At 63.4% G+C, this 12,382-nt stretch carries 10 protein-coding genes; all 10 read left to right on the top strand.

Annotated features, from left to right (window positions below):
* Window positions 1-116: 116 nt before the first annotated feature.
* The 10 genes from O7A70_RS20445 to O7A70_RS20400 all read left to right on the top strand — a co-directional run bounded on the left by O7A70_RS20445 (window position 117) and on the right by O7A70_RS20400 (window position 12,373).
* Window positions 117-725 carry a CGNR zinc finger domain-containing protein gene (locus O7A70_RS20445; RefSeq protein ID WP_337141998.1) on the top strand — a complete coding sequence of 203 codons (609 nt, stop codon included), beginning with the start codon at window positions 117-119 and terminating at the stop codon, window positions 723-725.
* A complete protein-coding gene (locus O7A70_RS20440) occupies window positions 718-1,251 on the top strand; it encodes a hypothetical protein (RefSeq protein ID WP_337141997.1) in 534 nt (177 codons plus the stop codon). Before O7A70_RS20445 ends, O7A70_RS20440 begins: the two co-directional genes overlap by 8 nt.
* Before the next feature lie 217 nt (window positions 1,252-1,468).
* Complete coding sequence (locus O7A70_RS20435; RefSeq protein WP_337141996.1) at window positions 1,469-4,963, top strand: indolepyruvate ferredoxin oxidoreductase family protein; 3,495 nt, start codon at window positions 1,469-1,471, stop codon at window positions 4,961-4,963.
* 136 nt (window positions 4,964-5,099) lie between these two features.
* Entirely contained in the window at window positions 5,100-7,415 is a 2,316-nt protein-coding gene (locus O7A70_RS20430; protein WP_337141995.1) for a putative bifunctional diguanylate cyclase/phosphodiesterase, read from the top strand.
* A gap of 311 nt (window positions 7,416-7,726) precedes the next feature.
* The gene (locus O7A70_RS20425) at window positions 7,727-8,488 is read left to right on the top strand and encodes an N-acyl amino acid synthase FeeM domain-containing protein (RefSeq protein ID WP_337141994.1); all 762 of its coding nucleotides are present in this window, start codon (window positions 7,727-7,729) and stop codon (window positions 8,486-8,488) included.
* Window positions 8,489-8,634: 146 nt separating this feature from the next.
* Window positions 8,635-8,784 (top strand): DUF3096 domain-containing protein, encoded by a 150-nt coding sequence (locus O7A70_RS20420; protein WP_337141993.1) that lies wholly within the window; start codon window positions 8,635-8,637, stop codon window positions 8,782-8,784.
* A gap of 163 nt (window positions 8,785-8,947) precedes the next feature.
* Complete coding sequence (locus tag O7A70_RS20415; protein ID WP_027142816.1) at window positions 8,948-9,172, top strand: aa3-type cytochrome c oxidase subunit IV; 225 nt, start codon at window positions 8,948-8,950, stop codon at window positions 9,170-9,172.
* An 88-nt stretch (window positions 9,173-9,260) separates the two neighbouring features.
* Window positions 9,261-10,535, top strand: coding sequence for a Re/Si-specific NAD(P)(+) transhydrogenase subunit alpha (locus O7A70_RS20410; RefSeq protein WP_337141992.1), 1,275 nt, complete (start codon window positions 9,261-9,263; stop codon window positions 10,533-10,535).
* Window positions 10,535-10,960, top strand: coding sequence for an NAD(P) transhydrogenase subunit alpha (locus O7A70_RS20405; protein WP_442921196.1), 426 nt, complete (start codon window positions 10,535-10,537; stop codon window positions 10,958-10,960). Before O7A70_RS20410 ends, O7A70_RS20405 begins: the two co-directional genes overlap by 1 nt.
* A 6-nt stretch (window positions 10,961-10,966) precedes the next feature.
* Window positions 10,967-12,373, top strand: a complete 1,407-nt coding sequence (locus tag O7A70_RS20400; protein ID WP_337141990.1) for an NAD(P)(+) transhydrogenase (Re/Si-specific) subunit beta — start codon at window positions 10,967-10,969, stop codon at window positions 12,371-12,373.
* The last annotated feature ends 9 nt before the right edge of the window (window positions 12,374-12,382 follow it).

The raw sequence follows: 12,382 nt of genomic DNA, 5'->3' as shown, positions 1-12,382 counted from the left end.
CCCAAGAGCGGATCGGACAGGAGCGGATCGGATAGAGGCGATCATACCGTGCGCATCTGAGGTTTGCATCGCCGAATCTAACTTGTCAAATGCGATTTATCGGTTAGATTTTCGGAATGACAGTCGCCTGGACCCCGCACCGCTTCACCGGCGGCCTGCTTGCGCTCGACACGGCAAACACCGTCGTGCTCCGTGGCGATCCGGCGCGCACGTTCGACCGCTTCGACGATCCGGCCGAAATCGCACGCTTCTCCGACGCGGCCAGCGGCTTTCGCGCCGTCGAGCTTGGCGACAGGCGGCTGGCGGTGTCCTCGCCGGCTGCAATCGCGCCCGTCGTGCTGTCGATCCGCGAGACGACCGACCGGCTGTTCCGGGGCGCGGTCTCGAAGGGCGCTGTCGCCACCGCCGACCTGCCCGAATTCCTGCGGGCCTGCGCCGACGGCCTGGCCGCCGGCCGGACCGAGATCGGGGCGCCGGGACGGCCGTTCGGCGATCCGGCGACGCCGATCGCCTTCGAGGCGGCGCTGGCGGTTTCAGCTCTTTCACTGCTGCGCGACGACACGGTCGCGAGGCTCAGGATCTGCCCCAACTGCACCTGGCTGTTCGTCGACAGAAGCCGCAATTCCAGCCGCCTTTGGTGCGACATGGCGGTGTGCGGCAACAGGCAGAAGGCAAGCCGCCACTATCGCCGCCGCATCGCGGCCAATGAGGTCAGGAATGGCTAGAATTCTTTCCCGCTTGATCGTTGTTGGCGTGGCGCTGGTAACGGCGATGGCACTCGGCGCCTGTCGCGATACCGGCGGCGAGGGCAAGCTGTTCGAGGTATCCGGCAAGATATTCATCTTCAATTACCGTCTCGCCAGGGCGACCTATGTCGTGACGCTGCGGCCCTTGCGGCCGATGGGCGAGGGTCAGGTGGCGGTCGCCAGTTTCCAGAATCCGGCCGGCGGCGCGCCCTTCGTGGTCGAACAGAAGATCTGGCCGAAGCTCGACAAGGTGAGCCTGGAAAGCCCGGCGCTCACCTGCGTCGTCAAGAACAAGCCCTATGCCATCGCCATCAGCATCAAGGGCGCCGACGGTGCCGTCCTGCAGACCATCGACACCACGCTGATGTCGACCGAAGACCAGTCCATCCTGCCTGACCGGCCATTGGTCATCGACCAGCTCTACACGGCCAATCCCGATCTCGTCGGCCATCCCGACGGCAAGCTGCCGGGCGAGCCGAAGCTGGACTGCTCGAAAGCCGGCTGACGCCGTCCGACGGCATCGATTTCGCCCGGAATTTTTGTGCACCGTCGCGCTGTCGGCCCACGCTTTCATGCGCGGCCCAGCACCCGCCGGACTGTTTGTTGCGCGTTGGCTGGTCCTTTCGATTTTGTTTGACCTGTCTTGCAAGGGAAGAAAGGATGCGTCATCCGATCCCGACGTTGGCCGCTGCCGCGCGCGGCCTTCGCAGAGGAAATGCCTGATGACGCTGCATGATGTCGCGCTCGACGACAAATTCGATCTTGGTAAGGAGCGCATCTTCCTGTCCGGCGCGCAGGCGGTCATCCGCATGCTCCTGATGCAGCGCGAGCGCGACCGCCGCGACGGCCTGAACACGGCAGGCTTTGTCTCGGGCTATCGCGGCTCGCCGCTAGGCGGCCTGGATATGCAGCTTTGGAAGGCGAAAAAGCAGCTCGCTGGCGCCGACATCGTTTTCCAGCCGGGCCTCAACGAGGAGCTTGCCGCCACCGCCTGCTGGGGCTCGCAGCAGACGGAACTGCTGGGCGAGGGCACCCATGACGGCGTCTTTTCGGTCTGGTACGGCAAGGGTCCGGGAGTCGATCGTTCGGGCGATGTGTTCCGCCACGCCAATCTCGCCGGCTCGTCTAGATATGGCGGCGTCCTTGCGCTCATGGGTGACGACCACATGGCCGAATCCTCGACCAATGCGCACGCCACCGAATTCCTCTTCGTCGACACCATGGTGCCGATCCTGAACCCGGCCGGAGTCCAGGAGATCATCGACTACGGCCTGTATGGCTTTGCCATGTCGCGCTTCGCCGGCACCTGGGCGGCGATCAAATGCGTCAAGGACAATATCGAATCGACAGCTTCGGTCGATGCCTCGCTCGAACGGTTGAACATCGTCGTCCCGGATTTCGACATGCCGCCGGGCGGGCTCAACATCCGCCACGAGATCGACATGCTCGGCCAGGAAGAGCGGTTGCATGAGCACAAGCGTGCCGCGGCCTCCGCCTTCATCCATACCAATGGGCTGAACAGGATCGTCTATTCGGGCGGCCGCAATCCGAAGCTCGGCATCATCACGCTGGGCAAGAGCTATCTCGACGTCCGCCAGGCGCTGGAGGATATCGGCATCGACGAGGCGGAAGCCAACCGCATCGGCGTGCGGCTGTTCAAGGTCGGCTGCCCCTGGCCGCTCGACCTGCAGCACATCGCCGAGTTCGCGCGCGGTCTCGACACCATCGTCGTCGTCGAGGAGAAACGCTCGCTGATCGAGGTGCAACTGCGCGAAAGCCTTTATGGCACCGCCATGCAGCCGGTCATCGTCGGCAAGAAGGACGAGCGCGGCGACTGGCTGTTCCCGGCCAAGGGGGCGCTGGACCCCAACGAGATCGCCATTGCACTGGGCGAGAGGATCGTGAAGACCATCGGCCCGTCCGAAGAGATTTCGGCAAGGGTCGCGAAGTTGCGCCAGTTCCAGGCGATGCTGAAGGACGCTACCGACATCGGATCGCGCACGCCCTTCTTCTGTTCGGGCTGTCCGCACAATTCCTCGACCAAGGTGCCGGACGGCTCGATCGCCGCCGCCGGCATCGGCTGCCACTTCATGGCGCTCTGGATGGACCGCAACACGCTCGGCTTCACCGCCATGGGCGGCGAGGGCGCGCAATGGGTAGGCCAGGCGCCGTTCTCGAAGCGCGGCCACATCTTCCAGAATCTCGGCGACGGCACCTACAACCATTCCGGCACGCTGGCGATCCGCTTCGCCCTGTCGAGCGAAGCCAACATCACCTACAAGATCCTCTACAACGACGCCGTCGCCATGACCGGCGGCCAGCCGCATGAAGGCGGGCTGACCGTGGACATGATCGCCAGGCAGGTGCGGGCGGAGGGCGTCGACCGCATCGCCATCGTCACCGACGAGCCCGACAAATATGCTGGGAAGGCCGAGTTTCCGGCGGGCGCGACTATCCACGACCGCGACGACCTCGATCTGGTCCAGCGCGAGCTGCGCGAGGTCAAGGGCGTATCGATCCTGCTCTACGACCAGACCTGCGCCGCCGAAAAGCGCCGCCGCCGCAAGCGCGGCACTTTTCCCGATCCTGACAAGCGCGTCTTCATCAACGAACTGGTCTGCGAAGGCTGCGGCGATTGCGGTGTGCAGTCGAACTGCGTCTCGATCCAGCCGGTCGAGACCGAATTTGGCCGCAAGCGCAAGATCGACCAGTCGAGCTGCAACAAGGACTTCTCCTGCGTCAACGGCTTCTGCCCGTCCTTCGTCACCGTGCACGGTGCCAAGATCCGCAAGGCAGAAGGCCTGGCCGGCAGGGCCGACCCGCTCGAAGGTGTACCGACACCGGCCGAATTCCCGCTCGGCGTCGAGGGGTGGGCGGCGATCATCGACGGCGTCGGGGGCACCGGCGTCGTCACCGTCGGCGCCGTGCTCGGCATGGCGGCGCATCTGGAGGACAAGGGTTGCGGCATGATCGACATGGCCGGCCTCGCCCAGAAGGGCGGCTCTGTGTTCACCCATGTCCGCATTGCCCGCACACCCGAAGACATCAATGCCATCCGCGTTTCGGCGGGCAAGGCCGACCTCGTGCTCGGCTGCGATCTCGTCGTATCGGGGGCCAAGAAGGTGCTGACGGCGGTGCGCGAGGGCCATACGATCTTCCTTGCCAACACCGCCGAGATCATGCCGGGCGAATTTGCCCGATCGGCCGATTTCTCGCTGCCGGTCGAGCGCCTGAAGAAGGCGATCCGGTCCGCCGCCGGCGACGACAAGGCCCATTTCTTCGACGCCACCCGTACCGCCACCGCACTGTTCGGCAATTCGCTCGGCGCCAATATGTTCATGCTTGGCTTTGCCTTCCAGCACGGTGGTCTGCCGCTCTCGGCCGAAGCCGTTGAAAAGGCCATTGAATTGAACGGCGAAGCGGTAGCGATGAACATCGCCGCTTTCCAGTGGGGCCGCCGCGCCGCACATCAGCCGGATTTTGTGCGCGGCCTCGTCGCCCAGCCGGGCTCAACCTTCGCCGACAAGACCGGGCAGACCGCGCCGGTCGCCGAGACGCTCGACGAGATCATCGCCCGCCGAGGCACTTTCCTCACGGCCTATCAGAACGCTGCTTACGGCAAGCGCTACGCCGACAGGATCTCGACGCTGCGAGCGGCGGAAACCAAGGCCATGCCGGGTTCGACGACCGTGACCGAGGCCGCCGCCAAAAGCCTGTTCAAGCTGATGGCGATCAAGGACGAATACGAGGTGGCGCGGCTCTACACCGACGGCTCCTTCGCCGCCGAGCTTGGCAAGCAGTTCCAGAGCTATGAGAAGCTCGAATTCCATCTCGCGCCGCCGATCATGGGGCGTCGCGGCAATGACGGCAAGCCGAGGAAATCGAGCTTCGGGCCTTGGATGATGAAGGGCTTTCGCCTGCTGGCGGCGATGAAGGGCCTGCGCGGCACGGCTTTCGACCTGTTCGGCTACACCGCCGAGCGGCGCATGGAACGGCAATTGCTGGCGCAGTACGAAGCCGATCTGCAGCTCGTGGCCAGCTCGCTGGCGCCGGGCAAAATCGAGGCCGCGGTAGCCCTGGCCTCGGTCCCGGCGCTGATCCGCGGCTATGGCCACGTCCGGCGGGCAAGCGCCGAAAAGGCGGCGGGCGAGCGTTCCAGACTGCTCCAGCGGCTGACCCAAACGATGCCGATACCGGTTCTCAGTGCCGCTGAGTGATTCCCCCACCAAGCCTTTTTCGGGCTGTAAGGCCCTCTCGCCTTGGCAGGCGGACCGAAGCCGTTGCTAACCCCCCTGTTCTAAGCCTTTCTTAAGGCGGTTGTGGCATGACAAGGCCTAGCGTTGGGCCGACCATATGGGCAAAACAAAGACCGAAAGCATCCCCGCGGATGTTTATATCCAATTTGTGCGGTCGTTGTTCGACAACGCGCACATGTTGGTAATCGGTGGTGCGTGCTACTGGATCCTCGGGTTCACGATTTATCTGCGCACGCAAAATCCGTTGTTTCTGGCCTTTTCCTTTATTCTGCTGCCGATCAGCCTTCTCCGTTATTTCGGTATTCGCAGCTTCCTGAAGACGGGCGGTGTGATTGCCGATGTAGAACACGCGCACCGACTGGAGCGCAGCTACATCCTCAAGGGCTGCTTGCAGGGCCTCGGGTTGGGTGCGCTGTGCTTCGTGTCGATCTATGTGTATCCCGACCCATTCGCCGAACTGGCGGCGATGTCGCTGACGCTGGCAACCCTGGTCACGGTTGTCGCCCGCAACTACGGGTCTCCGCGCATGGTGCGGATTTTTTCGGTAACCTTCATCGGTCCGGCGGCACTTGCACTCCTGCTGCGTATGGATGGCCCGTCTCTCGTCCTAGGTCTGATGATCTTCCCGATGACGTTCATCACCATCAATAGCGCCGACCATGTTCGTAATGTGCTGTTTTCCGCGGTCATCGGCCACCAGCAGGCGAAAAGCATAACGCGCAGGTTCGACCGTGCGCTCAACACCATGTCGCACGGCCTGGTCATGCTCGGCCCTGACGGGCGCGTCGCGGTCGCCAACGCCGAGGCCGCTCACCTGATGTCGCTGAAATCGGCCGACGCGCTGCTCGGGCGCTCCATCCACGGCCTTCTGATGCGCGGCGTTGCCGGCGGCATGCTGGCGCCGAAGGACTGCCGCTACGTCGAGGCGCAGCTGACGCGCGCCCTGCGCGAGGGCAGGGACCGCAAGGTGCTTGTTTCGCTCGCCAACGGCCAGCATTACGAATTCTCCGCGCGTGAAGGCAGCCAGGAACTCGGCGTGATCACCTTCGAGGATGTTACGGCGCGCGTCGAAGCGGAGGACAAGATCCGGTTCATGGCGCGCTACGACAATCTGACCGGCCTTCCCAACCGCGCCTATTTCCATGAACTGGTCGGCGAGCTGATGGCCTCCGGCGACCGCGATCGCCTGTGCGGCCTCGCCGTGATCGACCTCGACGATTTCAAGAGCGTCAACGACACGCTCGGCCATCCTGTCGGCGATGGCCTGATCTACGCCGTCGCCGACCGCCTGGCGGCCATCGCGGGGCAAGGCCTTACCGTCAGCCGCTTCGGCGGCGACGAGTTCATGCTGTTCTTCGACCGCATCGATGACGAGAGCCACCTGGAGAGCCTGCTCGACCGGATTTTCGCCGAGCTGCAGGGCGAGGTCGACGTCGCGGGCCACGGGTTACGGATCCAGGCCAGCGCCGGCGCGGTGCTGTCCAAGGTCGGCGGGACCGATGTCGACGCCATGATCGTCAAGGCGGACCTGGCGCTCTACAAGGCCAAGGAGCTCGGCAAGAACGGTTGGCGGCTGTTCGAGGCGGCGATGGATGCCGCGTTCCGCAACCGCCAGCTGATGAAGGCGGATCTGCGCAGTGCCGTGGAAAGCAGGGACCTGCGGGTCGTCTACCAGCCGATCGTTGCTATGAACACTATGCGCATCGCCAGCTGCGAGGCGCTCTGCCGCTGGGACCATCCCGATCTCGGACCGATTTCGCCCAGCATCTTCATTCCGCTGGCCGAGGAGATGGGCATCATTTCCGAGATCAGCACCTTCGTGCTTCATGCAGCTTGTACCGAATGCGCCAAATGGCCTGACCAGACCAGCGTCTCGGTCAATCTCTCGGCCAGGGATTTCCGCAGCCGCGACGTCATCCAGAAGGTGCGCGATGCGTTGGCGAACTCCGGCCTCGCCGCCAGCCGCCTGGAGATCGAAGTCACGGAAACCGCGCTGCTCGATGACAAGTCCTTGACCCGCCAATATATCGAGGAACTGAAGCAGCTCGGCGTCCGCATCGCCCTCGACGATTTCGGCACCGGCTATTCAAGCCTGAGCTATCTGCACAAGCTTCCACTCGACAAGATCAAGATCGACCGATCGTTCGTGATGGACATCACCCACAATCCGCGCTCGCTCGAGCTGTTGAAGGGCGTCGTCGACCTGACCCGTATCCTGGGGCTCACCGTCACCATCGAAGGCGTGGAGACATTCGAGCAGCTTAAGGTCCTCATGGATTCGGTGAAGCCGGATCTTGTCCAGGGCTTCCTGTTCGGCGCAGCGCTCAGCGCGTCGGGCATCGAGACGATGTCGAACGTCACCTGGCCATTTGCCGCGGACCTGCGTCTCGCCGCCAAGCGTACAGCCGGCTAGCTTTCGCCGCAAATTCCCGCCCATTGAAGTCAATGATGTGCCTTGCTTGGATCGTGCAGCGGGCTGGTACGAACCAGCATATTTGAGGCACATTTGATAGCGACTAGGAACAATTCCAAGCAAAGCGCTCAGTAGTTTTCGCGCGAACTTGGATATGGACTCCCAAACTGCTCCTTTAGCTAGCATCACTCTGCCGCCAGGATCTCCGGTTGTTAAGGTTAACAAGTGGTAAATCGGGAGGGTCGAATTTTCGGCTTGTGTCTCATTTCAACTCGAATAGCCTGTTCAGAGGCGGATACGAGGACTTGAGAATGGATGCTGCGAGAAACGATGCGCGGGCTGGCGCCGGCGCAAATGCTGGGTCGGCGCTGAACCAGTCGATCATGCAATTGCTGGAGCACGTCGACTATCGTCTCATCACTGGAGGCGAGGACCTGGAGGCGATCTACCGCCTCCGCTATCAATCTTACCTTCAATCGGGCATGTGCGGCCCGATCGCCAGCGGGATGTTCGAGGATCGCTGGGACAATCTGCCGAATTCCTATCGGTTCGGCGTCTATTTCGATGGACACTTGGTCAGCACACTACGGCTCCACTACATTTCCCGAGAGCACCCCTATTCGCCGTCCGTCGACGCCTATCCGGAAATATTGACCGAACGGCTCGCCCGCGGAGAGACGTTCATCGACGGGACTCGCTTCGCAACCGATGCCGACAGTGCGCCCGCGCCCGGAGTCCTGCCTTTTCTGACGCTCAGGCTTGGCATGGTGGCCGCCAGTTACTTTAACCTCACGGCAGTGCTTACGCCAATCAAGATCGAGCATTCCGCTTACTATGCTCGCATCTTCCATGCCATTCAGAGGACAGAGGGCAAGGTATTCCCGGGTGTTCTTGCGCCGATCGCTCTGTTCGAGATCCCCTGCGGCGAAAACTTGCGCCAGACACTCGATCGGTTCCCATTCTTTAAGTCGACGGCGGTGGAGCAGCGGATGATGTTCGCCAATCCGGCCATCAACCGGCTGACGCCGCTGTCCATCGTACCGACGGCGAAATATTATCGCGACGCTGCCTGAACGGGCGCCGTCCCTGGCATCATGAACCTTTCCCGCGGCTTCGCCGTTATAAGTAGTGGCGTCGCCATCGAGTGTCGCCGCAATTCTGCCCAACGGGCGTTCGCCCCGGGCCCATGTCGGATTGTTCGTGGGAAGGAATACGGGTCATGACCATCCACTCGCTCGCGCTCACGCCGCTGATCTCGCTGATCGCCGGTGTGCTGATCCTGATCATGCCGCGGCTGCTGAACTATATCGTCGCGCTCTATCTGATCATCGTTGGGCTGCTCGGGCTTTTTCCTCACCTTGCTGGCTGAGACGCTGGGCAGGCCTCGCGCAAAACCCATCCCTTCGGACATCGGCCCGCCGGCTTCAATTTTCCCTTGAGGCAGTTGTCGGCTGCGATGCGGCAATAGCGCCATTGCTCTCCGCGCGGCTTTTCGGTATGTGCCTGAAAGATGTCTTCGAAGGGGTATTCCTATGGCTGAGCATACGCCGAGCGGTCCTGCAGAACTGGGCGCGAAGATGGACTATGCCGAGCATGACCGCACCTATGCGGGCTTCCTGGCGCTGGCCAAATATGGTTCGCTCTTCTGCGGTGCGCTTCTCCTGGCGATGGCTTTCGGCTTCTTCGCGGGCGGCTTCTTCTCTGCGCTGATCCTGTTCGTGCTTATTCTGGCCGTCGGCGCCTTCATTCTGCGATAGACCTTCCAAAAACCCTCTTGCGGTTGAAGTAGCCGGATATCCCGGCCGACACTTCGCGCAGACAGGTTCCAGCCGAAAGGATCATGCGGTGGGACAGACGGTTTTCATCCCTCGTGAGCTCGATGCGAACGAGCCGCGCGTTGCCGCCTCGCCCGATACGGTGAAGCGGCTGGCGGGGCTGGGCTTCGACATCATCGTCGAAGCCGGTGCCGGCACCCGCTCGCGCATCCCCGACGAGGAGTTTGCCAAGGCAGGCGCCGTGATCGGCAAGGCCGCCGATGTCGCCAAGGCCGACGTCGTGCTGAAGGTTCGCCGGCCAACGCATGCTGAGCTGAAGGGCTACAAAGCCGGCGCAGCGGTGATCGCCATCATGGATCCCTACGGCAATGATGCTGAAGTCGCGGCCCTTGCCAACGCAGGTGTCACCGCCTTCTCGATGGAGTTCATGCCGCGCATCACCCGCGCGCAATCGATGGACGTGCTGTCCAGCCAGGCCAATCTTGCCGGCTACCAAGCGGTGATCGACGGAGCCGCCGAATATGACCGGGCGCTGCCGATGATGATGACGGCCGCGGGCACGGTGCCGGCGGCGAAGGTCTTCATCATGGGTGTCGGCGTCGCCGGCCTGCAGGCGATCGCCACCGCGCGCCGTCTCGGCGCGGTCGTCACCGCCACCGACGTTCGGCCCGCCGCCAAGGAACAGGTCGCCTCGCTCGGCGCAAAATTCCTGGCGGTCGAGGACGACGAGTTCAAGGCCGCCGAGACCGCGGGCGGCTACGCCAAGGAAATGTCGAAGGACTATCAGGCCAAGCAGGCGGCACTCACCGCCGAGCATATCGCCAAGCAGGACATCGTCATCACCACGGCGCTGATCCCCGGCCGGCCGGCGCCGAAGCTCGTCTCGGCCGCCATGGTCGCCTCGATGAAGCCCGGCTCGGTGATCGTCGACCTCGCCGTCGAGCGTGGCGGCAATGTCGAGGGTGCCCAGCCAGGCAAGATCGTCACCACCGCCAACAATGTGAAGATCGTCGGCCATCTCAACGTGCCGGGTCGCATCGCGGCATCCGCCTCGCTGCTCTATGCCAGGAACCTGTTCGCATTCCTCGAGACGCTGGTCGACAAGACCACCAAGACGCTGGCCATCAACCGCGAAGACGATCTCGTCAAGGCGACGATGCTGACCGATGGCGGCAAGGTCGTCCATCCGGCCTTCGCCAAGGCCGACCAGCAGCCTTATATCGAGCCGCCCGCGATCCCGGCCACGACCATGGTCGCCGATGCTTCGGCTGCGCCGAAGAAGTCAGCGACCCGGAAGACCGCCGCATCCAAGTCACCCTCGCCGAAGCCGAAAGGGACCGCGTGATGGATCAGACCTTGCAGAAAGCCCTGGACCAGCTCGACCAGGCGAGTGCCGCCGTCAGGCTCGCGGTGAAGAACCTGGCTAATGCCCCGGGCGGCACTGAGGCCGCCGGTGACGCCGCGCACGCGCTGTCGGGCGGCGCCATCGACCCCTTCGTCTTCCGTTTCGCCATCTTCATCCTGGCGATCTTCGTCGGCTACTACGTCGTCTGGTCGGTGACCCCTGCACTGCACACGCCGCTGATGGCGGTCACCAACGCCATTTCCTCGGTCATCGTCGTCGGCGCGCTGCTCGCGGTCGGCATAGCGGCCTCCGGCGTCGCAGCCGGCTTTGGCTTCGTCGCGCTGATGCTGGTCTCGGTCAACATCTTTGGCGGCTTTCTCGTCACCCAGCGCATGCTGGCCATGTACAAGAAGAAGGACAAGTAGAGCGCCATGAACGCCAACTTCGCGTCCTTCCTCTATCTGGTTTCCGGCGTCCTGTTCATCATGGCGCTGCGCGGCCTGTCACACCCGACCACCAGCCGCCAGGGCAATCTCTACGGCATGATCGGCATGGGCATCGCCATTGCCACCACATTGGCGCTGGCAGTCCCGTTGGTCCCGTCGGCCGGCCGCTACGGTCTGATCGTGCTCGGTCTCGCCATCGGCGGCGGCGTCGGGGCCGTGACCGCGCGCCGCATCGCCATGACCTCGATGCCGCAACTGGTCGCCGCTTTCCACAGCCTCGTCGGTCTCGCTGCCGTCATGGTCGCGGCCGCGGCCATCTACGCGCCCGAAAGCTTCGGCATCGGCACTATGGGCGACATCCATGCCCAGGCCCTGATCGAGATGAGCCTGGGCGTCGCCATCGGCGCCGTCACCTTCACCGGCTCGGTCATCGCTTTCCTGAAGCTCGACGGCCGCATGTCCGGCAAGCCGATCATGATCGGCGGCCGTCATTTCATCAATGCCGCACTTGGCATCGCCCTGATCGTGCTGATCGTGCTCCTGGTCGCCACCGAATCGAAGCTCGTGTTCTGGCTGATCGTCGCCGCATCGCTGGTGCTCGGCGTGCTCCTGATCATTCCGATCGGCGGCGCCGACATGCCGGTCGTCGTGTCGATGCTGAATTCCTACTCGGGCTGGGCGGCCGCCGCACTCGGCTTCACGCTCGGCAATCTGGCGCTGATCATCACCGGCGCGCTGGTCGGCTCGTCCGGTGCGATCCTGTCCTACATCATGTGCAAGGGCATGAACCGGTCGTTCATCTCGGTCATCCTCGGCGGCTTTGGCGGCGAGACGGCGGCAGTCGCCGCCGACGGCATCGAGCGCACCGTCAAGCAGGGCTCGGCCGACGATGCCGCCTATCTGATGATGAACGCGCAGAAGGTCATCATCGTGCCAGGTTACGGCATGGCGGTCGCGCAGGCGCAGCACGCGCTGCGTGAAATGGCCGACAAGCTCAAGGCCAATGGCGTCGACGTGAAGTACGCCATCCACCCCGTCGCCGGCCGTATGCCTGGCCATATGAACGTGCTGCTCGCCGAAGCCAACGTGCCCTACGACGAAGTGTTCGAGCTCGAGGACATCAACTCGGAGTTTGCCCAGGCCGACGTCGCCTATGTCATCGGCGCCAACGACGTCACCAACCCGTCCGCGCGTGATGACAAGAGCAGTCCGATCTACGGCATGCCGATCCTCGACGTCGACAAGGCGCGCACCTGCCTGTTCGTCAAGCGCTCGCTCGGTTCCGGCTATGCCGGCATCGACAACACGCTATTCTACAAGGACGGCACCATGATGCTGCTCGGCGACGCCAAGAAGATGACCGAGGAAATCGTCAAGGCCATGGATCACTGACCGGGCGGC

This window comes from Mesorhizobium sp. Cs1299R1N1, from assembly GCF_037179655.1.
Lineage (GTDB): Bacteria > Pseudomonadota > Alphaproteobacteria > Rhizobiales > Rhizobiaceae > Mesorhizobium > Mesorhizobium salmacidum.
The sequence above is the reverse complement of the archived record's forward strand: the minus strand, read 5'-3'. Positions and strand labels throughout refer to the sequence as shown.